General features: G+C 38.1%; 28 protein-coding genes. 17 read left to right on the top strand and 11 right to left on the bottom strand.

From position 1 onward, the window contains the following. Positions 1–27: 27 nt before the first annotated feature. Positions 28–933 (bottom strand): PucR family transcriptional regulator, encoded by a 906-nt coding sequence (locus tag H514_RS0111575; protein WP_027447110.1) that lies wholly within the window; start codon positions 931–933, stop codon positions 28–30. 567 nt (positions 934–1500) lie between these two features. On the opposite strand from H514_RS0111575, the gene H514_RS0111580 reads away from it, so the two are divergent. After that, the gene (locus H514_RS0111580; RefSeq protein ID WP_027447111.1) at positions 1501–1779 is read left to right on the top strand and encodes a metal-sensitive transcriptional regulator; all 279 of its coding nucleotides are present in this window, start codon (positions 1501–1503) and stop codon (positions 1777–1779) included. A gap of 69 nt (positions 1780–1848) precedes the next feature. Here H514_RS0111580 and H514_RS0111585 read toward each other — a convergent pair whose 3' ends face one another. Then, positions 1849–2046: a hypothetical protein gene (locus H514_RS0111585; protein ID WP_027447112.1), complete on the bottom strand. Its 198-nt coding sequence runs from the start codon at positions 2044–2046 to the stop codon at positions 1849–1851. 286 nt (positions 2047–2332) lie between these two features. After that, on the bottom strand, positions 2333–3694 hold the full coding sequence (locus H514_RS0111590; RefSeq protein ID WP_027447113.1) for a YheC/YheD family endospore coat-associated protein: 1362 nt from the start codon (positions 3692–3694) through the stop codon (positions 2333–2335). 250 nt (positions 3695–3944) lie between these two features. Here H514_RS0111590 and H514_RS0111595 point away from each other — a divergent pair, with 250 nt between their 5' ends. From H514_RS0111595 to H514_RS0111605, 3 genes are all read left to right on the top strand, one after another. Next, positions 3945–5081 carry a DUF445 domain-containing protein gene (locus H514_RS0111595; protein WP_027447114.1) on the top strand — a complete coding sequence of 379 codons (1137 nt, stop codon included), beginning with the start codon at positions 3945–3947 and terminating at the stop codon, positions 5079–5081. Positions 5082–5160: 79 nt separating this feature from the next. Further along, positions 5161–5511, top strand: a complete 351-nt coding sequence (locus H514_RS0111600) for a YlbF/YmcA family competence regulator (RefSeq protein WP_027447115.1) — start codon at positions 5161–5163, stop codon at positions 5509–5511. Positions 5512–5644: 133 nt separating this feature from the next. Beyond that, complete coding sequence (locus H514_RS0111605) at positions 5645–6415, top strand: enoyl-CoA hydratase (protein WP_027447116.1); 771 nt, start codon at positions 5645–5647, stop codon at positions 6413–6415. A gap of 58 nt (positions 6416–6473) precedes the next feature. Here H514_RS0111605 and H514_RS0111610 read toward each other — a convergent pair whose 3' ends face one another. Next, complete coding sequence (locus H514_RS0111610) at positions 6474–6659, bottom strand: YhzD family protein (RefSeq protein WP_027447117.1); 186 nt, start codon at positions 6657–6659, stop codon at positions 6474–6476. A 175-nt stretch (positions 6660–6834) separates the two neighbouring features. Between H514_RS0111610 and H514_RS0111615 the strand changes: the two genes are divergently transcribed. The 3 genes from H514_RS0111615 (at position 6835) to H514_RS0111625 (ending at position 10119) form a co-directional block, all read left to right on the top strand. Next, a complete protein-coding gene (locus H514_RS0111615) occupies positions 6835–7734 on the top strand; it encodes an ABC transporter ATP-binding protein (protein ID WP_027447118.1) in 900 nt (299 codons plus the stop codon). Continuing rightward, positions 7727–8980: an ABC transporter permease gene (locus H514_RS0111620; RefSeq protein ID WP_027447119.1), complete on the top strand. Its 1254-nt coding sequence runs from the start codon at positions 7727–7729 to the stop codon at positions 8978–8980. The genes H514_RS0111615 and H514_RS0111620 overlap by 8 nt, the downstream gene beginning before the upstream one ends. Before the next feature lie 161 nt (positions 8981–9141). Further along, a complete protein-coding gene (locus H514_RS0111625; RefSeq protein WP_027447120.1) occupies positions 9142–10119 on the top strand; it encodes a hypothetical protein in 978 nt (325 codons plus the stop codon). Positions 10120–10135: 16 nt separating this feature from the next. Here the strand turns inward: H514_RS0111625 and H514_RS24680 are convergent, their stop codons facing one another. Continuing rightward, positions 10136–10291: a YuzL family protein gene (locus H514_RS24680; RefSeq protein WP_154657373.1), complete on the bottom strand. Its 156-nt coding sequence runs from the start codon at positions 10289–10291 to the stop codon at positions 10136–10138. Between the two features lie 119 nt (positions 10292–10410). On the opposite strand from H514_RS24680, the gene H514_RS0111635 reads away from it, so the two are divergent. From H514_RS0111635 to H514_RS24345, 5 genes are all read left to right on the top strand, one after another. After that, positions 10411–11643, top strand: coding sequence for a metallophosphoesterase family protein (locus tag H514_RS0111635; protein ID WP_027447121.1), 1233 nt, complete (start codon positions 10411–10413; stop codon positions 11641–11643). Between the two features lie 3 nt (positions 11644–11646). Then, positions 11647–14622, top strand: coding sequence for an ATP-binding protein (locus H514_RS0111640; protein ID WP_027447122.1), 2976 nt, complete (start codon positions 11647–11649; stop codon positions 14620–14622). Positions 14623–14695: 73 nt separating this feature from the next. Then, positions 14696–15235 (top strand): GbsR/MarR family transcriptional regulator, encoded by a 540-nt coding sequence (locus H514_RS0111645; protein ID WP_027447123.1) that lies wholly within the window; start codon positions 14696–14698, stop codon positions 15233–15235. A gap of 258 nt (positions 15236–15493) precedes the next feature. Next, entirely contained in the window at positions 15494–16450 is a 957-nt protein-coding gene (gene yhaM, locus H514_RS0111650) for a 3'-5' exoribonuclease YhaM (protein ID WP_027447124.1), read from the top strand. A 727-nt stretch (positions 16451–17177) separates the two neighbouring features. After that, positions 17178–17354, top strand: coding sequence for a sporulation YhaL family protein (locus H514_RS24345; RefSeq protein WP_081673002.1), 177 nt, complete (start codon positions 17178–17180; stop codon positions 17352–17354). Positions 17355–17398: 44 nt separating this feature from the next. Here H514_RS24345 and H514_RS0111660 read toward each other — a convergent pair whose 3' ends face one another. Then, on the bottom strand, positions 17399–18286 hold the full coding sequence (locus H514_RS0111660; RefSeq protein ID WP_027447125.1) for a peptidylprolyl isomerase: 888 nt from the start codon (positions 18284–18286) through the stop codon (positions 17399–17401). Between the two features lie 341 nt (positions 18287–18627). On the opposite strand from H514_RS0111660, the gene H514_RS22945 reads away from it, so the two are divergent. Then, the gene (locus tag H514_RS22945; protein WP_036842438.1) at positions 18628–18714 is read left to right on the top strand and encodes a YjcZ family sporulation protein; all 87 of its coding nucleotides are present in this window, start codon (positions 18628–18630) and stop codon (positions 18712–18714) included. Between the two features lie 97 nt (positions 18715–18811). Here the strand turns inward: H514_RS22945 and H514_RS25205 are convergent, their stop codons facing one another. Then, positions 18812–18991, bottom strand: coding sequence for a hypothetical protein (locus tag H514_RS25205; RefSeq protein ID WP_081673003.1), 180 nt, complete (start codon positions 18989–18991; stop codon positions 18812–18814). Positions 18992–19230: 239 nt separating this feature from the next. After that, on the bottom strand, positions 19231–19785 hold the full coding sequence (locus H514_RS0111670; RefSeq protein ID WP_036842441.1) for a DUF3267 domain-containing protein: 555 nt from the start codon (positions 19783–19785) through the stop codon (positions 19231–19233). 210 nt (positions 19786–19995) lie between these two features. Between H514_RS0111670 and H514_RS0111675 the strand changes: the two genes are divergently transcribed. Next, positions 19996–20346 carry a DUF1878 family protein gene (locus tag H514_RS0111675; protein WP_027447127.1) on the top strand — a complete coding sequence of 117 codons (351 nt, stop codon included), beginning with the start codon at positions 19996–19998 and terminating at the stop codon, positions 20344–20346. Here the strand turns inward: H514_RS0111675 and H514_RS0111680 are convergent. Next, entirely contained in the window at positions 20337–20909 is a 573-nt protein-coding gene (locus H514_RS0111680) for an HTH-type transcriptional regulator Hpr (RefSeq protein ID WP_027447128.1), read from the bottom strand. The genes H514_RS0111675 and H514_RS0111680 overlap by 10 nt on opposite strands. A gap of 295 nt (positions 20910–21204) precedes the next feature. After that, positions 21205–21714, bottom strand: a complete 510-nt coding sequence (locus H514_RS22950) for a GbsR/MarR family transcriptional regulator (RefSeq protein WP_036842444.1) — start codon at positions 21712–21714, stop codon at positions 21205–21207. A 288-nt stretch (positions 21715–22002) separates the two neighbouring features. On the opposite strand from H514_RS22950, the gene H514_RS0111690 reads away from it, so the two are divergent. The 3 genes from H514_RS0111690 (at position 22003) to H514_RS0111700 (ending at position 25051) form a co-directional block, all read left to right on the top strand. Further along, the gene (locus tag H514_RS0111690) at positions 22003–23199 is read left to right on the top strand and encodes a quaternary amine ABC transporter ATP-binding protein (protein WP_027447130.1); all 1197 of its coding nucleotides are present in this window, start codon (positions 22003–22005) and stop codon (positions 23197–23199) included. Continuing rightward, on the top strand, positions 23189–24046 hold the full coding sequence (locus tag H514_RS0111695; RefSeq protein WP_027447131.1) for an ABC transporter permease: 858 nt from the start codon (positions 23189–23191) through the stop codon (positions 24044–24046). The genes H514_RS0111690 and H514_RS0111695 overlap by 11 nt, the downstream gene beginning before the upstream one ends. Before the next feature lie 72 nt (positions 24047–24118). Then, a complete protein-coding gene (locus tag H514_RS0111700) occupies positions 24119–25051 on the top strand; it encodes a glycine betaine ABC transporter substrate-binding protein (protein ID WP_027447132.1) in 933 nt (310 codons plus the stop codon). A gap of 220 nt (positions 25052–25271) precedes the next feature. Here the strand turns inward: H514_RS0111700 and H514_RS0111705 are convergent, their stop codons facing one another. After that, positions 25272–25631, bottom strand: coding sequence for a YtxH domain-containing protein (locus H514_RS0111705; protein ID WP_027447133.1), 360 nt, complete (start codon positions 25629–25631; stop codon positions 25272–25274). Positions 25632–26167 lie beyond the last annotated feature (536 nt).

Raw genomic sequence — 26167 nt, forward strand, 5'->3', positions numbered from 1 at the left:
ATGTTGAAGGCCTTTTGTGCACGTTACCTACTTGTCTTCTTCAACATTCACATGCATGAGAGCTAAATAGGTCAACAGGGCCCCTTGAAACTGTTTGATATTGATATTGGTTTTTTCAATATATTTATCAACACGGTACTGTAGGCTATTACGGTGCATAAATAATTCTTTTGCAGCTAAAGTTGCATTGGAATTACATTCTAAGAAAACTCGTACTGTCTTTAAGAGCTCATGATCATGAATCGTGTCCCCTAATATAGTAGAAACAATATGTTGTTTGGTGTTTGAGTCTAATGAATGAATATATATATATGGAATAATGTCTTGATACGTTGTTACAGGTTTAGGGAAGTATGTTAGCTTTGTTTCAAAACATTGCTTTCCCCATTTGTAAGCCTCCGGAACATCAGGGAGAGCGTGATAATATGGCGTAATGTACATATAAAGCTTCATATAAAAATCACTCATTAGGACATCGATTACATGTTCATACGAAATGCTTTCTTCGTGAAGGTTAGATCGTTCTTCAATAATAAATCCTTGATGGTCATTTTCCCATAGAATCGGCATTGTGTGAGGAAACAATCCTTGTATAGCTTCGTGAAACGTGTTAGGCTCAACCCCTTTTTCTGCGAGAGAGAAAAAGACAAAACGGAACTGAGATGGAGCTTTGTCTTGGTGTTGGTCTGTGTTGTGGTGATAGACCCAGTCATACCAAATCCGTTCTCGTTCGGTAAGAGTAGATTGTTTGGGGTCGTAGGGTTCAAGCAATGTATTCAGTAATTTCAGTTCCTTTTGCGCAAGGTCGGAAAAAGGAATGCCAAAAACTTCCCCATTACTCGAGCGGAACCATTTATATTGACTTTGATTTACATTTACTGTAGATTCAAATATTATAATATTTGGATATAATGATTTTAGTTGATCGAACATGGCAGACCTCTTTCTATGTTTTTTTATTTATAGGAAATTACAAGATGGTGGCTTGTGTATAACTCTTTAAACAGAGCGAGGCCACATCCAGCTCCAGCGCCCAGCAACGAATGGACTTGGGCCCACACGATGTGGGTCAGATCGACGTTGTCACAGGACGTGACGAACTTAGTCGATCATACTTTTTCCGTACGATAAGTCAACATCGATTCACCAAAGCTCATCGTGTTTCCTTTACACGTTTGAGAAATGAAATTTTAACAAGGAAAAAAGTCGACGTAGCTAAAATTTCTAGGTGAAAGTACCACGGCAACTAAGCTTCTGTCTGCGCCTGCCGGCTTGCCAATCAGCAAGTTTGGTTAATCGTACTACGGGCTCAGTCCAGTCCCTTCGTTGCTACCCGGGCGCTTCCGCTTTAGTTCTTATTATACAATGTGACACATATCGACTTTATGCTCAAACTTTTTTTCGTAGCATTGCTATAGTATAATATAGGAAAGACTGTTGATATAAAGAGTATGTTCTGGATATATATGAAACCGTTATTAGGAAAAGGGGGCAACGGACATGGAAAATCAAGAAATGAATGATTATTCCCAAGATATGAAGAATCGTTTAAAACGTATAGAAGGACAAGTGCGAGGCGTTCTTAAGATGATGGAAGAAGGTAAAGAATGTAAGGACGTAATCACGCAATTGTCCGCAGCACGATCAGCTATGGATCGTTCTATTGGTTATATTGTAGCTAAAAACTTAGAGACGTGTATTCGATCCTCTGAAGAAAACGGCGAACCAACTGATGAATTAATCCAAGAAGCTGTGCAAATGATTGTGAAAAGCAGATAAGCAAAATGCAAAGGACATCAGCCATAAAAGCTGATGTCTTTTTTAATGTCGCTATGCAGTATGTCCGTATTACTTATGCTGTTGATGCTCAGTTTCATTTGGAAATGGTTCGTTTTCCTTCGGTAGTTCACGTGCTTCTTCAATCTGTGCACGGTTATACGTGGAACGTACAGTACCTCCAGCCATTCCTTCATTAATCATGCGGTCGACATCCACTTCATACTTCTCGCGGCTCTCTTCCTGATATCCTTTTTTCGGATCTGGCATATTCTATCCCTCCTTAAGGATAGCTTTCCTCATATTTAGGGGATCATGTGTATGGAAAGGAAGCAAAAATAGTCGAGCAAATTACACTCGACTTAAGTTTCCGTCCAGCTCCAGCGCCCAGCAACGAATGGACTTGGGCCCACACGACGTGGGTCAGATCGACGGTGTCACAGGACGTGACGAACTTAGTCGATCATACTTTCTCCGTACGATAAGTCAACATCGATTCACTTTGTTCATCGTGTTTCCTTTATCGTACTACGGGCTCAGTCCAGTCCCTTCGTTGCTAAACGGGCGTTTGCGCTTTTGTATTCTCATATAATGTATTCACATAAAAGTATTTTGCATAACGGAATGGATAGGAGAGAATAACAGATTGTTCCTTTAAAAAGGTTGGGTGGTCATAAATCGCAAAGCCTGGTTTGGAGTTTGCTTCAAATAACCATACTTTCCCTTCTTTATCTATACCAAAATCAAAGCCGATTTCACCTAAAGGTCCTGACACTTGTTTTTCCAATGCTTTGCTAATAAGAAGAGCTACGCGTTCAAGCTTGTGATAAATAAGTTGGCTTTCTCGGTCTCCATACATCTCATCAAGCGTGTGTATCGTTCCGCCTCGTTTTACATGAGTCGTTAAGCTTCCTTTACCTGCAAACTTCATACATATAGCTGTTACTTCCCATTCGTTCCGTTCATTTTTATTCGTGTGCACACGGTAATCCATAGGGGTAGAGCGTAATGATTTTAAAGGAACTTCTGGTTGAGCGATATAGCCATAGAATCCGTTAGGGAACTGTTGATCAAAAAACTTGTTCAAGTCTTGATAGCGCTGATGGATTTCTTTATCTTCGTCATAAAAGATGCACTCGATTTCTGATGTCTCTTCTTGTACCCTGCACTTTTTAATACCGGCTCCTTTACTGCCGTGAATAGGTTTAATAAAAAGGCTGCGATGTTGATATAGAAGATCATGAAATCTTTCTTTTGTAGGGTGCAAAACAGTTGAGGGGAGGTAATGAGATACATCGTTTGTTCTCCTAAGTTGGTCATAAATTTTCCATTTATTAAAGAAGCCTGTATTAAACATGATCGAAGTATGCTCTAAACGCTCTCGTGCATCTAAGACAGAAGGGTGATGTTCAACTTTCCGATTCGGAATACGGTCATAAATTACATAGGGAAATGGAAACCGTTTCATGATCCATTCGCCATTGTGAAAAACATAGCCTGTAATACGTTGTTCTACCCAATCGATATGCTGGTATCCAAAAAACAATGTATCAAATCCATAAGACTGACCTGTTATCGACATGGATTCAAAAACAGGTGTGCGATCACCAATGGGCTGTATATCATCATCTTGAAAGCCGGCCGTGTAAACACCTAACAAGGGCTGAAATAGAATACATCCTGAATCAACAAAGCAGGAGAGTGTTTCATCTTCCGGTAGGCGTAATGTATTCATTAGGTCATGAGAGATATAGAGTGTATCTTCATCTTTCTGATGAGTCATAATTTCAGCCTCTTCCGTATGTGTACAATACGTTAATGTCATCTTCTGCTGAAAGCCCTTATAAAGATGTTTCGGCACAATTATTCTCTTTCTGTGGCTTGGGTATCGTTGAATCTGAAAGTGGTAACTTTCCATATTTCATTGCCCTCCTGTTTACGGTCTCTTTCCATACCTATGATTTAATAGAGGTAAACATGCTTTTCTTAATAGTAAAAAAGTATAAGTTGTAGCTCATAGTTGTCTAGCTCCAGTCCCTTCGTTGCTAAACGGTCGCTTGCGCTTTTCTTTTACCTTAAGAGAGTATAAAATTTTAAGGAAGGGAATAGTGCTAGGGAAGCAAAGTACTCTTTATAAAGACGAGATGTAATAGAGAAAGGTAGATCTTATGAATACGATCGTTATGATTTTATTAATGATGGGCGTGGGTGCCCTAATCGGTGGGGTCACAAACTCCTTGGCCATTAAAATGCTTTTTCGACCATTTACAGCAAAGTACATTGGTAATATGAAGGTTCCATTTACTCCAGGATTAATTCCTAAGCGACGTCAGGAGCTTGCTGATCAGTTAGGCAAAATGGTTGTAGAGCACCTTTTGACGCCAGAAGGGTTGCGAAAGAAGCTGCATGATGAGGCGTTTCAAAATCAAATGGTGGAATGGGCGCAACAAGAAGTGTCTTCGATGTTAAAGAGTGATCAATCTTTAAAAGATTGGATGAGTGAGCTAGATATCTCAGTAGATCGTGACCAAATCCATAAAAGTATGTATTCTTTTGCCCATGAGCGTTATCATCAAATGATGAAAAATCAAAGACAGAAGTCTATTCGGACAATTATTGGGCCAAACTGGGACCATAAGGGAAAAGAAGCGATGGAGCAAGTAAGCGAATATGTCCTTCATAACCTAGAGGAATACATCTCAAGCTATGAAGGTAGACAAAAGATTACAAACATGATTGAGAATTATCTTGAAGGACAAGGATTTCTCGCCAACATGGTTTCATCGTTTATTGGTACAGATGGATTAGCAGAACGCATTCAACCTGCTGTTTCGGATTATCTTCGCTCTCAGGACGCTAGGCTTTGGCTGAAAAGAATCTTAGAAGAGGAATGGGAAAAGTGGCTGAATAAACCTGTTCGCTACTATGAAGATAAACTTGGAGCAGACGTAACAGCAGACATGATTGCAACTACCGTAGCAGACGCACTTCCAGTAGAAGAATGGCTCAATCGTTCCGTTAAGGATATCACAGAAAAATATCAAACCTATGTTGTAGACCAATTTGTTCCAAAGCTTGTTCACAAAAGCGGTGACGTTTTATCCGATCGCATACCGGATATTATGAGCAAACTCCATTTATCTGACGTGGTGAAGCAAGAAGTTGAATCGTTTTCCGTTGAACGGTTGGAGCGCATGGTATTGGATATATCACGAAAAGAATTTAAGCTGATCACCTACCTTGGTGCCCTCCTTGGAGGAATTATCGGTTTAATTCAAGCGGGAATCATTCTGATGATGGGCTAAACGATTTGTGCAATTCCTATACACAGTAGATATGGTCTGTTATAGTGGTAGAGGATAAAGAACGAGGAGGATTTAATTCATGGCAAATATTTATGATCAGGCAAATGAACTAGAAAGAGCAATTCGCGAAAGCGAAGAATTTCAAGGCTTAAAACAAGCATATGAAGCTGTTATGGCAGATGAGAACGCAAAGCAAATGTTCGATAACTTCCGTAACACTCAAATCGAGCTTCAACAAAAGCAAATGCAAGGTCAAGAAATCTCTGAAGAAGAAGTAGAACAAGCTCGTAAGGTAGTGGAAACTGTACAACAGCATCCACAAATCTCAAAGCTTATGGAAGAAGAGCAGCGTCTTAACACTGTAATTAACGACGTTAGCAAAATCATCACGAAGCCACTTGAAGAACTTTACGGTGCAGAAGAACAATAAAGATTTGAAGAACGCCAGGGTGCAAAACCCTGGCGTTTTTTTAATGGTTATATAAGCAGGAATTCCCTGGTTTTTACCGAAATACTTAATAATGAATAAGTATTCAGTTTTTCAAAATTAGGGGGATCCTTGAATGAGTTATTATAATGTGAAAAGTGAAAATGGCATCACTCACCTAAAATTCACGAGACCAGACAAGTTAAATGCATTAAATGTGGAAAGCTTACAAGAATTAAAAGATCATCTCAAAACGATTGAACAGAATGATGACGCCATCGTTGTTTTATCTGGTGAAGGAAAAGGGTTTTGTGCAGGTGGAGATGTATCGATGATGGAAAGTCTACATGGTGAATCATCTTTCCATGAGGTGATGAGTGTAATTGAGGAGATTATAGAAACGATTTATCTTATGCCAAAGTTAATCATTTCAGCCGTACATGGCTCAGCAGTTGGACTAGGGCTTAGTATAGCTTTATCATCCGATTATGTACTGGCCCATAATCAATCAAAGCTCTCTATGAACTTCATTGGTATTGGTCTTTTACCTGATGGTGGTGGCCATTTCTGGTTACAAGAGCGCTTAGGTGTTCATAAAGCAAAACAGTTTGCTTGGCATGGAAAATCGCTTGTAGCATTAGAAGCATATGAAGAAGGCTTAGTGGATGAAGTAACTGAGGATGAAGCGGAGACTGCTGCTTTAAGCCTTGCACAAGCATGGCAAAAGCGCCCTTTACAAGCTATGATTGCAACGAAGCAAGTTTATCATCGTAATCGCATTAAAGAGCTTCAAAGTTATATGGAGCAAGAACGAAACTTGCAATACAAATTACGTGGTACACAGGATCATAAAGAAGGCGTACAGGCATTCATGCAAAAACGAGAACCACATTTTGTGGGGAAATAACAAAAGCACCCTCAGAATAATAAAAGGACTACCTTACATTAGGTAGTCCTTTCTACTTTTACCGATGAAACAACACCATATGTCCCTCTGGAGCTACGCAACGATGTGTATGGTCTTCGTAACCTTGGTCGGCTAGCTTTTGTTCACCAATTTTTTTGGCATCATCATCATTAGGAGCTTCGAAGCTTTCTTCTAACAATTGAGTTCCATCTTGTGCGAATACAGTTAATACATAGGCTTTCATGATAGATTCCTCCTTAACAATTGACCACTTACTTTATTCGAAAAATCTTGTCGAATTCCTTCATGAAAATGATAAGGGATTTATTTCCTTATAATATTTCGTTACATTTGAATAAACTTATGAAACTTTCATCCCACTTCTACCGTATAATTGAGACAGAAGGAGGAGTAACAAAATGACATTATCCCTACACAATGTAACGAAGCGGTTTGGATCCTTTACTGCAGTGGATCAGTTGTCACTTCAAATACCAGAAAACCAGATTTTTGGTTTTTTAGGTGCAAATGGAGCTGGTAAAACGACAACATTTAGAATGATTCTAGGCTTAATTGATGCATCCGAAGGTCATATTACTTGGAATAATGGTGCTATCAACTACAGTAAAAGTCACCTTATTGGGTATTTACCCGAAGAGCGAGGTTTATATCCTAAATTAACCGTAAAAGATCAACTGATTTATTTAGGTCGCCTTCGAGGTATGAATAAATCGGATATCATAAAGGAATTAGATGGTTGGCTAGAGCGTTTTAATGTGCCGGAATATAAAAATAAAAAAATCGAAGAGCTATCTAAAGGGAATCAGCAAAAAATTCAATTCATTTCAGCGGTGATACATAAACCGAAACTATTAATTTTAGATGAGCCGTTTTCTGGATTAGATCCGGTTAATGTTGAAGTCTTAAAGAAGGCCGTTATTAACTTAAAAGAATCAGGAACTTCTATTGTTTTCTCATCACACCGTATGGATCACGTCGAAGAGCTGTGTGAGCATTTGTGCATCCTACACAAAGGTCAACCTGTAGTTCATGGAGGATTAAAAGACATTAAGCGCTCGTTCGGTAAGAAAAACGTAGTGGTTCATGCTGACTTTGACTTGAATTATTTAAAAGACTTGCCGGGTGTTGTAACGTATAAGCCTTCCACAGAAGGATGCGAACTTCAAGTGGAAAGTGAACAAGTGGCACAGGATGTGTTCCAAGCCCTTTCAGGAAAAGGATTTGTCCGAACCTTTGATTTAGAGGAACCATCTCTTAATGATATTTTCATAGAAAAGGTAGGTGACTCCTATGAATAAATTTTGGGTGATTTTCACACATACATTTATGACCCGACTCAAATCAAAAGCGTTTATTTGGACGACCGTTATAAGTTTGGTTTTTGTCCTAGGGCTTACAAATATCGATCGAATTATGGATCAATTTGGAGGGGACGAAAAGGCAGCAGAGGTAGCTGTTATTGATGAAAGTGGAGAGTTATTCTCCGGGTTAGAGCAACAACTATCCACACAAAAGGATGTTGTAGACATTCAACAGTTTGATGGCACAAAAGAGGAAGCGAAACAAGCTGTTAAGGATGAAGAGTATAAAGGTTATTTACACTTATCTTATAATGAGTCAAACATACCAGAAGCCCAGTATTTTGCTAATCAAATTGCTGAAAACAAAGTAAGTGGTCGACTGCAACAAGCTATTCAGCAGTTAAAAGTAGCCGTGGCTACAGAAAAGGCAGGAATTGACCAAGGAACGATCCAACAAATCTATGCACCTGTTGCGTTTGAAAAGGTTGCTCTCCAAGAAAATGCGAAAACACAAGAGGAATTAAACAAGGCTCGAGGACTCGTTTATATTATGCTGTTCCTTTTGTATATGGGCGTTATTATGTATGGGAATATGATTGCGATGGATGTAGCTAAGGAAAAATCATCTCGTGTAATGGAAATTCTGATCTCTAGTGCTTCGCCTGTTAAACAAATGTTTGGAAAGATCCTAGGCATTGCGTTACTCGGAGTACTTCAATTTGGATTGATTCTTATCGTGGGGTATCAATCTATAAAAGCGAATATGTCTGATGATGGGATAGGGGCTTTTCTTGGGTTGAGTGATCTAGATATGGATACACTCATCTATTCTATCGTGTTTTTCTTATTAGGCTATTTACTCTATGCAACACTGGCTGCGATGTTAGGTTCACTTGTTAGTCGTATTGAAGATGCTCAACAGCTTATTACACCAATGACATTGATGATTGTGGTTGTGTTCATGGTAGCGATGTTTGGTTTAAACGCACCGGATTCAACTCTTATTACAGTTACTTCTTATATTCCATTCTTTACACCAATGGTCATGTTCTTACGTGTTGGAATGCTTGATGTTCCTTTTTGGGAAGCGGGTATCTCGATCTTACTTTTAATCGCAACTACAATTGTGCTGGGAATAATCGGTGCAAGAATTTATCGTGGTGGCGTGCTGTTATATGGGAAGTCTTCTTCATTAAAAGATATAAAAACAGCTATTCAATTGTCTAAGAAAGAATCATCATAATTTGCATAGTAAATGTACAATTAAGAAAAAGACAAGAGCTTGGGTTCCCCTGGTTTCTTGTCTTTTTATGTAGGTTTATTCATTTGTTTAGCCCATAATCCACAGCTTTTTCCATATCATTGTAGTAAAATAAACTGGAGAAACCTAAAAGGAGTTTTTGAATGAAGGTGCTTCAAAATCGAAAGCAATTAGGGATTCTTATATTTGTTTTAATCGCAATCGTCTTGTTTTATTTATTTAGCTCGCAATCGATATCCACTTTAAAAGAAGAAGAAGAACCTAGTGAACCACAAGATTTTAGTAATAAGCCTTATGATATTTTCTTTACTCATTCAACCTTTCAGAAACAACACGAAAGATGGTCCGTTCAAGCGGAAGGGTATCAATTTATACGTTTCTCTGAAGAAGGACAAGAAGAGTATAAAACAGGGAAGCTGACAATTGAGTATAAAGGGGATCGCTTACCAGAAGGACCATTTACCGCTAAAGTTGAAACGTTATCTGGAAGTGTTACACATAACTATGATGATCAACCGCTCGATGAAAGAAAGATCACGTTTTTCAGTCTAGATCATCTCGGTCATCGCGGTTCAACTAAACCTGTTACTGTGACGCTTGAGTGGAAAGATAACAAGGATGTATTAAAGTTAGAAGGATCTGTTCAATCCTTTCATGAGCATCACATTAAAGAACCGATTTCTCTTGATAAAGTAGAAGCTCCTGAGCTTGAAGAGATTTTCAATAGCGAAAAAAAACATAAAACGGTTGTGGAAAATGGAGAATTAAAAATGAAAATTTCATCAGTCCTTTTACTTTCTACACCATTTCGAAATGATGAAAAGAAAACTCCGATGACGTTAAACCTTCCTACAGACAGCATGACTATCCCCTTTTCCTTCCAGGTTGATAATGTTAACGAAGGTAAGGAGGTAAGCATTTTCTATCGAAATGAATTCGGAAATATAATAGAGATTTGGAATAAAGGGGTAGAGCCTGAAGACCTAAAAAATGACTCATTATTTGTTAATCAATCTGTTCCATTTAAACATTTCGGTCGCAAACAAATTTGGGCTGAAGTGGATGGAAAAGTGGTTGGTAAGATTGGTTTGTCTCTACGACCAAAAATTCCTTCAGAATAAAAACACAGCGAGAGGATTACTCCCCTGCTGTGTTTTGTTTTTTGTATTGCATGTTATTCGTTTGGTTATCAGGTTCATCACGGAACTTTTCAACAGGGCCGCTGTTTGGAGAGCCTTTGACACTAGCTGCGCTTTTTCCACGCTCAGATGGGTCCTTTTTACGTTTTGGCATCACTCTCACCTCCATCCATAGCATGACCAAGCTGAGGATGAATTATGAAAGCGAACGTGCATTCGTCTATTCGCTTTGGTACAATACAGACAAACTTATATACATAGGGAGAAATAGGTATGAAGGAACCAATTAAATTTATACATAGCGCAGATCTTCATTTAGATAGTCCCTTTCAAGGGTTTTTTGACTTACCTGAAGAGATGTTAGCTCAAGTACGGGACAGTACGTTTCAAGCTTTTGAACGTTTGATACAACATGCCATTAACCATGAAGTGGATTTTGTTTTAATTGTTGGTGATTTATTTGATCAAGATGGAAGGAGCTTAAAAGCTCAAGTACGTCTACGAAAAGGGTTTGAAAAGCTCAATGAATACGGGATTGATGTATTTCTTAGCCACGGTAATCATGATCATCTTGGAGGAAGCTTTTATTCTATAGAATTTCCTGACAATGTACATATTTTTAATGAAGAAACCGTAACTTCTTTTCCTTTTTTTAAAAACGGGGAAAAATGTGCGGAGATTTATGGATTTAGTTATGAGAAGAGAGCTGTGATTGAACCGAAAGCGGGAGAGTTCATCCCTTCATCAGAAAATGTGTTTCACATCGGTATGCTCCACGGGAGTTTAGCGACTAATACAGATCACGATCTGTATGCCCCATTTCGAATTGAAGACCTTTATACCCGTGGTTTGGATTATTGGGCACTCGGTCATATTCACAAAAGACAGCAGCTTAGCGAAGACCCACCCATCTTCTATAGTGGAAACATTCAAGGAAGACATCGAAATGAAGGTGGTGAAAAGGGGTGTAATCTGGTTGAGCTATCAGAGACAGGTCACTCGCTGCAGTTTTTACAGACTGGTGTGATTCGTTTTGAAACTCGTTCTTTAGACATTGATGATTGTGAAACGCTAATAGAACTGGAGAAGAAGCTTTATGATTGGAAAGAAAAGCTTCGCAACGAGAGTGTTCCGACTTTATTACACCTTACGCTTAAAGGAGATCTTCCATCTGAGGAACAACATGCACCTGATTTAAAAGATGAGCTGAGGCAAATATGGAACGAACAAGAAGAGGGCCAAGAAAACTGGATCTGGATTCATAAGCTAAACGTAATGAAAGATGAAGAGATGGAACGAAATCAGCTCGCGCAAGGGTCTCATTTTGTAGGTGAATTGCTTCGTACCATAGAAGAGATTGAAGATGTTGAAGAAGACCTTCGGGAATTAACACAACACCATGCTCTTCGAAAATATGTTCAAGGTTTTTCAGAAGAAGAAAAAGAAGAGATAGCCAAACATGCTGAAGATCTATTACTTAATGAGCTTGTAAAGGAGGGGGATTAAACGTTGAAACTGTTATCAGCAGAAATATTCGGTTTTGGAAAATGGCAAAACCAAACGATTTCATTTGAAGAAGAAGGACTTACGATTCTTTATGGGGAAAATGAAGCTGGTAAATCCACACTTCACGAGTTTATATTATACATATTATTTGATCTCCCTCCTCGTAAATGGAAGCCATTTGAACCTAAAACAGGAGGATCAGTTGGGGGAAGGCTTCATCTATCTGTGCCTTATGAAGGAAGAGTCACGATTGAGCGTGTTGCTACCAAGAAAAATGGCGAAGCTCGTTGTATCTTTCAGAGTGGAGAAGAAGCGGGTGAATCCTACTTAAAACAACTTTTAAATGGAATAGACCGCAGTACATATGAATCCATTTTTTCATTCGGATTAAAAAGTCTTCAAGATATTCAATCCCTGCAAGAGGATGATATCGGTAATGTTTTATTTGGCATAGGAATGACAGGGTCTAAACAAATTTATGATACGGAAAAACAATTAGAAAAACAGTTAGATCAGCTTTTTAAAAAGCGCGGAAAGAATCCAGAGATTAATCAACAATTGCAAAAAGTAAAGCAGCTAGAAAAAGAATATCAACAATTAAAAGAAGAAGAACAATCCTATCAAACCTATAAGGATCAAGAGCAACGTTTAGAAAAAGAAGTGCAAGAGCTTCAGGTAGCACAAGTCGAGAATAGGAAGAGATTGTCTTATATCGAAAAGCTCTTGCAGGTTATATCGTATGTGCATGCCTATCAAGATGCAGAGAAAAAATTAGCTCAATATGAACAACCGATCTCCTTTCCTGAAGATGGCTTAGAGCGTTATTATCATTTAAAGGATCAAATGCTTCCATTTCAGAGTGAGCTGAATGTGTTAGAGAATGCAAGAAAGCAGGATGAACAGAAACTTGAGGAAATTCCGAATTTTAATGTAGAGAAAATTAAACTTGCCAAAAGCGTTACCAATAAAGCAGAATGGTATGAGATTCAAAGCGAGGAATATGATCAGGCTAAAAAAGAGTTAGAGCAAGACAAGCATCGAATCCAAGAAGCTATTCAAGGTCTTGGAATAGGGTTAGATTTTGATCAACTGGACGATCTTCATCTTCCGTTTTACACACAAGAACTTTGGGAAAACCTTGTGGAAGAGCATAAACAGTTACAAGGTGATCTAGAAAGTAGTCAGGATCAATTAAACGGTCTTAAGGAACAAAAGATACAGACGGAAGAGGATATACAAAGATTATCCACACAAACCTTATCAGATGATAGGTATCAGCAGTATAAAGATAGGGTAGAGGAAGACAAAGAGCAGAAGTTGAAACAGAAATTATCTGAGCAGCAAAAAGAAGAACGTGAAAAACAAGCAGTTCAGATGGAACAACAACAGAAAAAGCGTGAACAATCTGCAAAACAATTCTTGCTAGCAGGTAGCATCGTTTTTTTAGTTGGAATTGTTCTTAGTGTGATGTTCTCTAATGGTTGGATTGCAGGAATAGCCTTATTATTTATGGTGTTCAGTATTCTAGGAGCTCGGTTGGTAAAACAATCTGTAGCTTCTGTACAATCTAGTTTTGATCTAACTTTTTACCAGGATAAACAGCAGTACACAGATGAAGAAATACAAAAGTTCCAACATGAAATAAATAGACATGAAGAGGCTTTAAGTGAACTTGAACACGTAAAGCAAGTCATGCAACAACTTCAACGTGAAGAGATTCAAAATGAAGAATGGATGCGAACACTCCAACAAAGAAAGAATCGTCTAGAGGAGCGAATAGAAGAGCAAATGCATCAGTTTGACTTCCTTGAGAATATAGCATTTGTTTATTGGCCTAAAACATATCAGCGACTTAATCAACTACAACAAGAAATAAAAGATTGGAAAAATAAAGAGGATAAATGCAATCAAAAACAAGAACAGGTTCTTGAATTTGAAAAGCATGTATGTTCTGTTGGAGATAGGTTAGAAATGGACCATAAACGGGAAGTGCGTTCTATAATAGAAGCATTGTTTGAGTACATTAACCGATATGAAAAGGTTGAGGAGCAAAAACAGAGCATACAAGAGAGACTAGAAGCAAATCGCAATCAAGAGCAAGAATGGAAGCAAAAACTGGAGCCGATTCAAAAAGAAATGAATCACCTGTTTGCAATCGCTGATGTAGAAGATGAAGAAGCCTATTTAAGAAAAGGTAAAAAGCATGAACATGTCTTAGAACTCCAACAAAAGGTAGAGCAAAATAAACAACAAATAGCTTTCGTCTTTGTAGAAGATGCTCTTGTTCAACACGTGTTAGAGCAAGCACTAGATGAAAAAGATCTAACGGAAGAACGAGAACAGTTGCACAATGAGTTAGAGCGTTTAAATGAAAAGCTGGAAGTGAATCGTCAAGAGTGGGCTGATGTAAAATCGATCCTAAAACGATTAGAAGAAAACGAATCTTACTCATCTGTTCGCCACCGCTTTATACTTGAGAAAAATCGGTTAAGAGAGCAAGCAAAAGAATGGGCGATTCATCAAGTCGCATATGCTACACTCCAAAAAACGAAAGCCATCTTTCAACAAGAACGAATGCCACTCGTTATTGAATATTGTAATCACTTTTTTAACATCCTAACAAAAGAAGCATATATTCGTGTATTTCCCCCTAAACAGAATCAATCTTTTGTTGTAGAATCTAAAGATGGGTATCATTATGAAGCTAATGAGTTGTCTCAAGGAACGAAAGAGCAATTATATGTATCATTACGCCTTGCCTTGAGTCGAGTCATTAGTGAACATCATCCTTTACCTTTTATCATAGATGATGCTTTTGTAAACTTTGATAGGCTAAGAAAGCATGAAATGATTCAATTGTTAGGTGAAATTTCAGCATCACAACAAGTCCTTTACTTAACATGTCCTCTTGAATCTGAAGCGTTAAATGAGGACAGTACAAAAAATTTATATAAAAAAATCAGTTTTTATTTGCCATGACCTCGCACATTTGGAATAATAGTGATAGAATATCCTAGGTGCATGTCGAATAAAGCTAGTGGAGGGTCGTCCATTGGTAGATAAAGAACAAGAATGGGCAGAATATGAAGAAACAATCGAAAAGTTTATACAGGTGATTGCTAAAAACATGAACCTATATGGGATCACATCATCAGTTGGTCGCTTATATGGTGCATTGTATTTTTCCGATCAACCCATGACATTAGATAATATGCGTGATGCTTTAGAGATGAGCAAGACGAGCATGTCTACTGGGGTAAGAACGCTATCCGAAATGAAAATGGTTGAACCAGCGTTCCGGAAAGGTGTTCGTAAAGATTTATATAAGTCGGAGGAAGATTGGTATAAATCCTTTACCTCATTATTCGGAAATCGCTGGCGTCATCACACAGAAACAAACATAGAAGAAGCGGATGAAGCTATTGCAGAACTTCAATCTATCGCTGATTCAACCGACGATGAGGAGCTGAAAGGAAAAATTCAGCGTGACATCGATCGTCTTCATTATGCGCAAAATTATTATCGTTGGCTGATGAAATTTATTCGTGTAGTGGAGTCCGGAGAAATATTTAAATATGTACCAAAGGATTAATTAAAATTAGAGCGTGTTGATCACGCTCTAATTTTTTACACCTTAAGAAAGTATAAAATTTTAGCAACGGGGAAATTCGACGTAGTGAAAATTTTGAAAGTATGAAGTATAAGCGCAACTAAGCCTCTGTCTGCGCCTTAAAGGCTTGCCAATCGGCAAGTTTTCTTTAATTTCTGGATATTTTGATCAAGAGATGAAGATGAAAAGACACCTATCGGGCCATCTGATATGATAAAAGAAAAAGGGGGAGGTAGAATCATGAAAAATGGAATTGGTCATCATGCCATAGGAGAACCTTTTGATAACTTCTTACTTATTAAGTCTTCTACAAAAGGTGTAGCCAGTAACGGTAAGCCATTTTTAACCTTAATATTGAAGGATGCTTCTGGCGAAATCGAAGCAAAGTTATGGGAGGCTACCAAAGAAGATGAACACACCTTTGTGGCTGAAGAGATTGCCAAGATTACTGGAGAGGTCAGTCAATATCGTGGGCGTCCACAATTAAAAATTCAATCCATTCGTCCAGCACAGCCTACGGATGGTGTAGATCAATCAGATTTTCTCGAAACGGCACCAGTGCCAAAGGAAGACTTGATTGAACGTTTAACAGAAGCCATATTTGAAATGAAAAACCCAAATCTGCAGCGTATGACAAGACACTTTGTGAAAACCTATCAGGAAGCTTTTTTAACCTATCCTGCTGCGGTGAAAAATCATCATGAATACATATCTGGCTTAGCTCATCACGTTGTATCAATGCTTAACCTGGCTAAGCAGCTAAAGGAATTATATCCTGATATCGACCTCGATCTTTTGTATGCTGGAATCATTCTCCATGATTTAGGAAAGCTAAAAGAATTATCAGGAGCAGCTACACCTTCCTATACGCTTGAAGGGAAATTAATCGGTCATATCCCGATGATGGTTGATGAGATCGGTGGGGTAGCGAAAGAATTAGGGATTGAAGGAGAAGAGGTTACGATGCTTCAACACATGGTCTTAAGCCACCATGGGAAGGCTGAGTGGGGAAGTCCTAAGCCACCTTTGATCCGTGAAGCGGAGCTCTTACATCTCATTGATCTAGTGGATGCTAAGATGAATATGCTGAACCGCGCATTGGACAAGGTTCAACCAGGAGAATTTACAGACCGTCTCTTTGCTATGGATAACCGTAGTTTTTATAAGCCGTTATTTACAAATGAACATGATGAGTAAGTTATTTGAAGAGCTTGGGGATCCCAAGCTCTTTTTTGTATGGTTGTTCAACATAAGCCCCTTATGTGGATGACTTGGAATCGAGATAAGTTGAGAGCAGTCCGTTGCTTTTGAGAGAGGTAGGGGTTCAGTGAAACGGCAATACTCCTGCGGAAGACCAGCTGAGCCTCCTCATACGCTACGCTCCTTGCGGGGTCTCATCTGCCCTTTCTACCGCGGGAGTTTGCCGTTTCCCTCACCCCTTTGCTGATATGGAGATTAACGGACCCATGGCTGAGATCATCTAATTCTTTGTTTAAGGAATATGTAATTAAGATACTAAACCCCCCCTGCATATAAGTGTTTAGATCACTTTGGTGCATACATGATTTAAATAATCCAATGCAGAAAACTATACGATCGCTGCGGTTCCGTTCATCACCATTCGGCTTAGGTGGGCTGTGGAACGGGTTGACTCCAGCGGTCAAACGGGCTAGCGAGACCCCGCAGGGAACAGAGTGACTGAGGAGGCTCGATAGTTCGTCCGCAGGAAAGCAACCCGTTCCACAGCCCGCCGCACTCCACAAACGCAAGGGAACCACCTCTCTCATGAAAACAGTTATTCAACATAACTGCCATATAACTGAATAAGCCCTTGTTCATCCCATGAGTATTAGTAAATAAGTCATATTCACCTCATTCATCACATATGCTTGTACAAACCAGGTAATATAAGGGAGGTTATTCCATGGTTGCAGGTATTCCGCTGTGGACTATTGCACTCGTTCTTTTGATTATATTTTGTGGATACATGGCACTACGAGCAATACGTGAGGACTACAAGCAGGAGCAAGAATACATTGAGCGTGAAGGGAAAGTATACATGGATCGAATCCAAGAAGCGAGGTCTACAAGAAGTTCATGATAATAAAAAAAAGCAAGCGCCTCAGCGCTTGCTTTTTTAATTCGTTATTTAGAAGATGAAGTCTGCTTTTCAGGAGACTTAAACAAGTCTTTAAATGCTTCATCTTTAATATCTACTTCTGCGTCTTTAATTAATTGGTCGATGTCAGCGCGAGCTTTGTTCTTATCAATCTTTTTGCTCTTAAGTTGACGCTTAATATCACCTTTAATTTCTTCTAGTGGCTTCACATCTTTGTTTTCAATTTTGTCTGTAACTTTAATGATGTGAATGCCAAACTGAGATGATACTGGTTTACTTATCTCGCCAACTTCCATGCTGTAAGCAGCATCCTCAAATGGTTGAACCATCTTACCAGGTCCGAATGTACCTAGCTTACCACCATTTTTACCTGATGGATCTTGAGAATATTCTTTTGCAAGATCAGCGAATTTAGCACCATTATCAAGCTTTTTCATAATCTCTTGTGCTTTTTCTTGGCTTTTTACAAGGATATGGCTAGCTTCAATTTTTGTCTTCATGCGATCATAATGCTGTTGGATTTCTTTATCCGTTACTTCAACTTTTGCTGTAGCTGCTTTTTCTTGTAAAAGGCTGTATTCAATAACGTTTTCAAATTGTTTTTCATTTTTCATGCCCATTTGTTGAAGAGCTTGTCCAAATTTATTTCCGTATTGGTCTTTATACTTTTGAACTTCTTTCTTAACTTCTTCTTCTGTTACTTCGTATTTATCATCAAGAACTTCTGTAACAACCATTTCATGTAGTAGCTTATCGCCATATCGGTCCTTCAGTTCTTGGTAGAATTCTTCCTTAGTTACATTTCCATTCTTTGTTTCAACAACAACTTCAGACTCATCTGCTGAACTTTGGTTGCATGCGGATAATGTAAGAACACCTGCTGTTAAAGCTGTTGCCAATGCAATTCGTTTCATCAGGTAAACACTCCTAATCTAATGTGTTTTTCTCAGAAGCCATCTTCTCTAAAGAATTTGACTTTATAAACAGCATGCTCGTAAGCAGCTCGTTTATTAGGAATTGAAAACCAATCCTTGAAATAATATAACATATTTCGGAGATAAAACAATAGGGCATTCAATGACAATTGGAAAATTATTAAATTTTCACATGTCTAAAACCTGTACCTTCAAGCTGTATCTCGTCTATGCTTTTATCCTAAAGTAAGAAAACTTTTTAAAGAATGAGACATCTGCCTATTCAGCGAATGGTTGTTTTGCATAGGATATCTTAGTCAGCATGTAAAGGGGGTGTACTCATGAGTAGAGGATATGGTGGAGGCTTTGCGTTAATCGTAGTATTGTTCATCTTGTTAATCATCGTAGGTGCATCTTGGTGGTACTAAGATCGTAAAATAAAGAAGGCCGCATACAGAAGTATGCGGCCTTTTTTACTTTTAAGGAATAACATATAAAAATCCTACCCCGGTGGAGGTAGGACTTTTATGCGTACAAGACTTCAAAGTATGAAGAAAGCAGTAAAATCGTAATTAAAATATTAATGGTACGAAATACTTTGGGTTGTTTTTCGTTAGACATTTCTGTTTTCAGGCACAATGAATGTGTCAGTGAGTTGAAAACAAATAAAATAAATAGCGCAAATGGTACAAAAAATATTATCACGATTCGAACCTCCTTTTGCACCTATGGAAATACTGTATCAGAAAATGAAAAAATTGAACAGATATAAGTTTTGTAGAAATATAAAAGCACCCTGTGTTGGGTGCTTTTCCTGTTTATAATAGGGGTTAACCCGTTGAGGGGATTATTTCCATCCATTCAACAAGTACTTACCCTGAATGCTCATTACTCAATCTTCGTAACATGTTGTATAGAGCTAAGAAGTATTTTCAGAGTCTACATTACTGTTTATATTTATCAATTAAAATGTCATAACCATCTTTAACGTTCTCGATAATGCATTGTTTTGGTGCTCTTACAAATTGTCTTACACATATAAAGTCTGTGAAGGATAATCCAATATTCACAGAAGTAAATAAAATGATATATGCGTAGTAGCCTGGGAATACATAGCTTGTAATGAGTCCAGGGATTGTTAAAAGTAACGTTGGGGCTAATGCCATAATAATGGACGTTCTCTTTGATAGAGATGAAAACGTGCGGTATGAAAAGGTAGGTAAAAACCCTTTCTTTAGCTTCCAACGTACACGAATGCGCTTATGAAGCAGCACAAGCGGTATCATATGCATTAACTTATGAATTGTTGGCAACAAAAATAATGCAATCGCTACGGGTAACATGCCATGATCTTGAACTTGATGACTCTGATGAATCATGGCAAAGGGTAGATATAAGAAAATAAACGATAAGACTCCTAGCATAAGGCTTAAAATATATATGCGATTAGAGCCAAGGTCTTTCGTGATGTTGAAGGATTTCCAGCAGTTTAAGTTCATCTCCATCAACCCCCTTACTTGTGACAATATCTATATCAATGTAGTAAAATTTTATACATAATGACGAGCTAAATAAGAACGGCTCTATGGAATGATACGATGTTTTGTGGAAGAAATCAATAGGGTTTCTGTAAAAAAATCGAAAGGGTTTTGAAAGGCGTAATTTCGCGTGATGAAAGACTCTTGAAAATGGAGATAAAAGCGAGGGACATGATAGTGAAAAAGGACCATGATATAGAAACGTTGACCTTTTATGTACAACTATTAATGGAGATGAAAGAGTTAGAGAAATATCCTTTTATAAAAATGTTAATTGCAAAAGGTGTAACGGAAAAAGAATATCAGGAGCTAATCATGTTACTTTCAAACATCAGTGAGGAATTTGAAGCTCAAAAAGAAGCTGGAATGCTCGATTTCACGGGACTCCTGATACATTACGCAGGGAAATTAAATCCCAAGTTACACCCTGATGAACTTATGGATGCCCTTATTGCAGAAAATCGTTTTCTAGAGGTTATGATACAGCTAAAGAAAATTAGGCAAAGAGAGGATTACTTTTGATTAAGAACATCTTCACTAATATGTGCTGCTAACTTATCTTCTTGTTCGAAGTCGCTTTCAATATTATTGATGGATCGTTCTAAGATATCCATATATTCTGAACCATAAATTTCACGAATAAGCGCATACAACTCTAAGAATTCAGGCATTTTTCCATAGATTTTTTTCAAGGGGTTTGAACCTTGAATTAATGAATTTTCTTCTGGATTATAGGATTTCATCGTCTCAAGCAATAGGCGATCGCCTTCTTCAGTCAATTGAATGTACGTATTTCTTTTATCATTCTCTCTTTTAGAAAATGTTAATAAGCCACGTTCTTCAAGCTTCTTGGAAAAGTTAAATGCTGTGGAGACGTGCATAACGCCAAATTTAGAGACTTCAGAAACACTTGCTCCATTAAGCTGGTATGCAATCCATAATATATGATGTTCATTTATATTGAGATTGAATGGCTTGATCCAATGTTGCCAATCCTTCTCAATAGCTTTCCACAAGGCTTTACTTAATTGCGCCATCTTATGGCTATAAAGTAATGCCTCCTGAATAGAATATTCTTGCTTCATACACTCCCCGCCCCCAATATTAAATGATGTATTTTATCTATATATTTATACCATTCACCATTATTATGCCAAGAAAACATACGAGAACAAAGTGTTAATGTGCAATTTTTTAAGAAAAATCATAAAAAAACTGTTTTGGCGGACTTGTAAGGGGGTAAATATTGGATAACATTACTAGAAAAATATTTGTTTAACATGAATTGATCCCCGATTTTTTAGAATCGGGGATCAAATATAGCGTTTACTTTTTAACACTATAACAAAACCATCAACATTAATGATAGGAAGTTGTTACTCACTTGTCTTTATTTGGATCTATGTCTTCAAACGCTTTCGAAATAAGACAGTGAAATTGAATCATATCATCAAGTCTATCCTTTAAATCCTCAGCTTGATCTGTTTGAACCTGAAATTCGTCTTTATCTAAGAGAACCCTTGTTTCTTCTAAAGACTGTTTTTGACGTTCAGCAGCGTCAAGCCAACGATAAACATATGAAGACATAAATTTATTAAATAGATCTTCATTAGCCGCATACAAATCCTTGCGAACCCCTTTTTTCCAAACCCGTTCCACTAAATTCATATCCAGTAGACTACGGACTCCAGTACTCATAGAGGTCTTACTTTTGGCAAGAGCTTCACTCATTTCATCAAGTGTCATTGGTTTTCCTTCTATATACAGGGTGACAAACAAACGTGCTTCAGAAGGATTCAAACTGAACATTTCTAACGTTTTAGAAAATTCAGTTATTGCTTGATACTGAACTTCACTAATAATGTTGTCGTTATTATCAATATCTGGCATTGAAGGATCCTCCTTCTTACTTGCTATAAAAAGCATACATGAAATAAAAAAATAATGAAAATATAAGAATGGGTAGCATTTTGGAGGAATAAGGAGCATTTTAAAGCAATTATCTTTTAAAGTTTGTTCAGTTTTAACTGTACGTTCTAAATGTTTATAGATAAATGTATTTATCGTTTGTACTTTATAGATTAACAAGATATAGTATAAAAGGTGATTGATTGAACGAAATCAAACAAAACATTAGGTCATATGTACTAGTAAAAAATTACAGAGAGGTGAACTTTAGTGCCGATCATCCAAGTTGAAAACTTATCCAAGATTTTCGGTAAGAACCCATCACAAGCACAAAAGTTACTTGATGAGGGATACTCGAAAGAAGAAATTTTACAAAAAACCGGTAACACTGTTGGTGTAAACCGTGCCTCCTTTGATGTAGAAGAAGGAGAAATTTTCGTTATTATGGGATTATCCGGTAGTGGTAAATCTACCTTAGTTCGTTTAATTAACCGATTAATCGAACCTACAGAAGGTTCTGTAAAGATTAATGGAGAGAACCTTGCAAAGATGAACAAACAAGATCTTCGTGAAGTTCGTCGTCAAAAATTAAGCATGGTATTCCAACGTTTCGCATTATTCCCACACCGTACTGTCCTATCAAATGCTGAGTTTGGACTTGAAGTACAGGGGATGGATAAAAGCAAACGCTCCGAAAAAGCGAAAGAAGCTTTAGAGCTTGTCGGACTAGGAAGCTTTATTAATCAGCTACCTGGTCAATTATCAGGTGGTATGCAGCAGCGTGTTGGATTAGCACGTGCGTTAGCAAATGATCCTGAGGTTTTACTTATGGACGAAGCATTCTCTGCTCTTGACCCACTTATTCGTAAAGAAATGCAGGATGAATTATTGGACTTACAAGAGCGCATGCAGAAAACGATTCTATTTATTACACACGATTTAGATGAAGCATTACGTATTGGAGATCGTATTGCTCTTATGAAAGATGGTTCGATCGTACAAATCGGTTCCCCAGAAGATATTCTGGTAAACCCTGCGAATGATTATGTAGAGAAATTCGTTGAAGATGTTGATCGTTCGAAGGTTCTTTCCGCTCAAAATATTATGAAACGTCCTGAAACCGTAAATATTGAAAAGCATGGTCCTCGTGTTGCGTTAGAGCGTATGAGAGAAGAAGGACTTTCTAGCATTTACGTTACGGATCGCTCCCGTAACTTAAAAGGTTATGTAACAGCTGATAAAGCTTCTGAAGCGAAGAAAAACGATATTAAAGACCTAACAGAAATTATGGAAACAGACGTACCAACGGCTTCCCTGGATACACCTATGAATGAAATCTTTGATATGATTCATGATTCTCCAGTTCCAATTGCAGTAGTTGAAGATGGCAAACTGCGAGGAATTATTGTACGCGGAGCCGTAATCAGCGCACTAGCAGGAAGTGAGGTGTCCATCAATGAGTCTTAACTTTCTAGAGAACTTTTCTAAGATACCCGTTGAGCAGTGGGTTGGAGACTTAACTGATTGGATTACAGATACATTTGAATTCTTCTTTGAACCAATAAAAGAACATTTAGGTAACTTTATTGATTGGATGAGTGAGACACTTCAGCTTGTCAATCCAGTCATTTTCATTTTGTTAATTGCATTACTTGCATTTTTTGCAACTGGAAAACGTTTTGGACTAGCTATTTTCGCCGTTATCGGGCTTATGTTTATTGAAAACCAAGAGCTCTGGGCACACCTAATGGATACATTCTCACTTGTTATAACAGCAAGTTTAATATCCGTAATAATTGGAGTTCCATTTGGTATTTGGATGGCGAAGAGTGGAATCGTTCAAGCCATCGTTACTCCTATACTTGACTTTATGCAGACAATGCCAGCCTTTGTTTATTTAATTCCAGCCGTTGCATTCTTCGGAATCGGAATGGTACCTGGTGTGTTTGCCTCTGTAATTTTCGCAGTACCACCAACTGTGCGCTTTACAAATTTAGGGATTCGCCAGGTATCTACAGAGCTTATTGAAGCATCTGACGCATTCGGTACAACTGGTGTGCAAAAATTATTTAAAGTACAACTGCCAATGGCTAAGAAGACAATCATGGCAGGTATTAACCAAACAGTAATGCTTGCACTATCCATGGTTGTAATTGCATCCATGATCGGTGCAGAAGGCTTAGGTCAAAAGGTAATTGAAGCCGTTCAGCGTAACAACGTTGGTCTAGGATTCGTTGCAGGTATCTCCATTGTAATTCTTGCAATCATTATTGACCGTTTTACACAAAGCTTAAACACCCAAAAAGGTGACTAATGGTTAGGTACTTTTCAAAAAGGAAAAGTTCACTATAAAAATATTTATTAATAAAGGGGAGAAACAATTATTATGTTTAAATTAAATCTTAAACGCGCAGGGATTGTAGCTGGACTATCACTTTCCCTAGTAGCAGCAGGTTGTGGATCTGACGAAGGTTCAGAAGGTAATACAAGCGGAGACGGAAGTGAAGGCGGCAGTGAGAAAGCTGCTGTAGGAGAACAGCTTGATTACACAATCACTGGTATCGACGCTGGTTCTGGTGTTGTTGGAGCTGCTAAGAAATCAGTTAAAGAGTATGGTCTTGAAGGATGGGAAGTACAAACATCTTCTGGTGCGGCAATGACTCAGAAATTAGGTGACGCTATCGAAGATGAAGAGCCAGTTATTGTTACTGGTTGGACTCCACACTGGATGTTCGCAAAATATGACCTTAAATATCTTGAAGATCCGAAAAAAGTATTCGGGGGAGAAGAGCAAATCAAATCAATGGCTCGCCAAGGACTTAAAGAAGAAAAGCCAAACCTTTATAAAATCCTAGACCAGTTCAACTGGGAAGCAAGTGATATGGAATCTGTAATGCTTGAAATTGAAAATGGTACACCTGAAGAAGAAGCAGCGAAAAACTGGATCAAAGAGAACCAGGATAAAGTTGATGAGTGGACAAAAGGTACTGAAAAAGTTGATGGTGTAGAAGCGAAAATTGCTTATGTTGCATGGTCATCTGAAATTGCATCTGCTAACGTAATTAAAGCAGTTCTTGATGAGCAAGGCTTTGATACAACAATTAAGCAGTTAGATAACGGTGTTATGTGGCAAGCAGTTGCTGAAGGTGAAGCTGACGGAATGGTAGCAGCATGGTTACCAGGAACTCACGGCGATCTTTACGACTCTTATAAAGACCAACTTAAAGATCTTGGTCCAAACCTAAAAGGTGCAAAAATCGGTCTAGTTGTTCCAAAATATATGGATATCAGCTCTATCGAAGATCTTAAATCTGAATAACAATCAACCCGTAAAAAATGACCTCTAATTTAAATAGAAACCTGCTTAGGGCTTATAAGCCCTAAGCAGGTTTTTTTTACGAGGTGATATCCATAATTAAGAAGGTAAAATGATTTTTATGTTGTAATTTTATTAATGAAGGATTTTTTAAGCATGCAAAAATCCTATCACACAAAGTGATAGGATTTATTAGAGTGATTCAGTGGTGCTTGAAGAATGTTTACTCTTCTTTCGCTTTATCTTCAAGCTCTTTCAAACTTTTTTCAATTTCTTTCAGGTGTTTTTGAATGTTTCGCTGGTGAGGTTCAATCGTGTTTCTCCAGCTTTCGATGGAGGTTTTAACATCAGCAGATAGATCTTTAAGTAACGTTGCACCTTCTTTGGATGTGCGTGCAATTTGGTCGGTTAACTCTTTGCCTTCGCCTTTTAAGTTTTCCAACGTATGTTTGAAACGGGTGCTTGAACTTTTCGCTTGGTGGCGTAATTGTTCACCAGATTTAGGTGCAGAGAGTAAGGTAGCGGATGCACTTACAACTCCACCAACGACAAATCCAAGTAATAGCGATTTTCCTTTTCCCATATTCCCAACTCCTTTCTACTTCTATTATAGCCAATTTCCCTTATAATGTAGAGGAGTAAACGTGTTTTACTTGAGAAAAACATAGTTATAGGGAAAAAGGTTTGTTGAATATTACATTGTAAGTTCATGTTGTAGATATTTTATGTGAAACAACTCTTTTTTAGTATTGGATTATTCAATAATATGGCAGGATTGTTGAAGACTTGAATATGAGATATTGGTTAGGAGGAGTCCGTTGCTGTTGAGTAGTTTGTTGCGGTCAGTGAAACGGCAAGCCTGTTGTGGAAGACAAGCCGAGCCTCCTCATACGCTACGCTCCTTGCGGGGTCTCGTCTTGCCTTTGTTACCACGACAGTTTGCCGTTTCCTTCCCTCCACGCGATTATGGAAACTAACGGACCATAATTTGGCTTTCCCCACCTCATATTGATTGGAAATCATAGTAAGAGAAGTTGCTCAGACCCTTGTCATGATAGGATTAACCTGGAATTAGAACACTCTCTCCCAGAACTACGGCGGTTCCGTTAGTCTCCATTC

The sequence above is a fragment of the Pontibacillus marinus BH030004 = DSM 16465 genome (assembly GCF_000425225.1).
Taxonomy (GTDB): Bacteria; Bacillota; Bacilli; order Bacillales; family BH030062; genus Pontibacillus; species Pontibacillus marinus.

What these genes read in the sequence shown, in the direction of transcription:
- H514_RS0111615 (WP_027447118.1), top strand. Translation starts at nt 6,835, where the DNA reads ATGACATTATCCCTACACAATGTAACGAAGCGGTTTGGATCCTTTACT.
- H514_RS0111675 (WP_027447127.1), top strand. Translation starts at nt 19,996, where the DNA reads ATGATAGTGAAAAAGGACCATGATATAGAAACGTTGACCTTTTATGTA.
- H514_RS0111575 (WP_027447110.1), bottom strand. Translation starts at nt 933, where the DNA reads ATGTTCGATCAACTAAAATCATTATATCCAAATATTATAATATTTGAA.
- H514_RS24680 (WP_154657373.1), bottom strand. Translation starts at nt 10,291, where the DNA reads ATGCCAAAACGTAAAAAGGACCCATCTGAGCGTGGAAAAAGCGCAGCT.
- H514_RS0111705 (WP_027447133.1), bottom strand. Translation starts at nt 25,631, where the DNA reads ATGGGAAAAGGAAAATCGCTATTACTTGGATTTGTCGTTGGTGGAGTT.
- H514_RS0111620 (WP_027447119.1), top strand. Translation starts at nt 7,727, where the DNA reads ATGAATAAATTTTGGGTGATTTTCACACATACATTTATGACCCGACTC.
- H514_RS0111680 (WP_027447128.1), bottom strand. Translation starts at nt 20,909, where the DNA reads ATGAAGCAAGAATATTCTATTCAGGAGGCATTACTTTATAGCCATAAG.
- H514_RS0111700 (WP_027447132.1), top strand. Translation starts at nt 24,119, where the DNA reads ATGTTTAAATTAAATCTTAAACGCGCAGGGATTGTAGCTGGACTATCA.
- H514_RS0111580 (WP_027447111.1), top strand. Translation starts at nt 1,501, where the DNA reads ATGGAAAATCAAGAAATGAATGATTATTCCCAAGATATGAAGAATCGT.
- H514_RS0111660 (WP_027447125.1), bottom strand. Translation starts at nt 18,286, where the DNA reads ATGAAACGAATTGCATTGGCAACAGCTTTAACAGCAGGTGTTCTTACA.
- H514_RS24345 (WP_081673002.1), top strand. Translation starts at nt 17,178, where the DNA reads ATGGTTGCAGGTATTCCGCTGTGGACTATTGCACTCGTTCTTTTGATT.
- H514_RS22945 (WP_036842438.1), top strand. Translation starts at nt 18,628, where the DNA reads ATGAGTAGAGGATATGGTGGAGGCTTTGCGTTAATCGTAGTATTGTTC.
- H514_RS0111695 (WP_027447131.1), top strand. Translation starts at nt 23,189, where the DNA reads ATGAGTCTTAACTTTCTAGAGAACTTTTCTAAGATACCCGTTGAGCAG.
- H514_RS0111670 (WP_036842441.1), bottom strand. Translation starts at nt 19,785, where the DNA reads ATGAACTTAAACTGCTGGAAATCCTTCAACATCACGAAAGACCTTGGC.
- H514_RS0111635 (WP_027447121.1), top strand. Translation starts at nt 10,411, where the DNA reads ATGAAGGAACCAATTAAATTTATACATAGCGCAGATCTTCATTTAGAT.
- yhaM (WP_027447124.1), top strand. Translation starts at nt 15,494, where the DNA reads ATGAAAAATGGAATTGGTCATCATGCCATAGGAGAACCTTTTGATAAC.
- H514_RS0111595 (WP_027447114.1), top strand. Translation starts at nt 3,945, where the DNA reads ATGAATACGATCGTTATGATTTTATTAATGATGGGCGTGGGTGCCCTA.
- H514_RS0111605 (WP_027447116.1), top strand. Translation starts at nt 5,645, where the DNA reads ATGAGTTATTATAATGTGAAAAGTGAAAATGGCATCACTCACCTAAAA.
- H514_RS0111600 (WP_027447115.1), top strand. Translation starts at nt 5,161, where the DNA reads ATGGCAAATATTTATGATCAGGCAAATGAACTAGAAAGAGCAATTCGC.
- H514_RS0111585 (WP_027447112.1), bottom strand. Translation starts at nt 2,046, where the DNA reads ATGCCAGATCCGAAAAAAGGATATCAGGAAGAGAGCCGCGAGAAGTAT.
- H514_RS0111590 (WP_027447113.1), bottom strand. Translation starts at nt 3,694, where the DNA reads ATGGAAAGTTACCACTTTCAGATTCAACGATACCCAAGCCACAGAAAG.
- H514_RS22950 (WP_036842444.1), bottom strand. Translation starts at nt 21,714, where the DNA reads ATGCCAGATATTGATAATAACGACAACATTATTAGTGAAGTTCAGTAT.
- H514_RS0111625 (WP_027447120.1), top strand. Translation starts at nt 9,142, where the DNA reads ATGAAGGTGCTTCAAAATCGAAAGCAATTAGGGATTCTTATATTTGTT.
- H514_RS0111610 (WP_027447117.1), bottom strand. Translation starts at nt 6,659, where the DNA reads ATGAAAGCCTATGTATTAACTGTATTCGCACAAGATGGAACTCAATTG.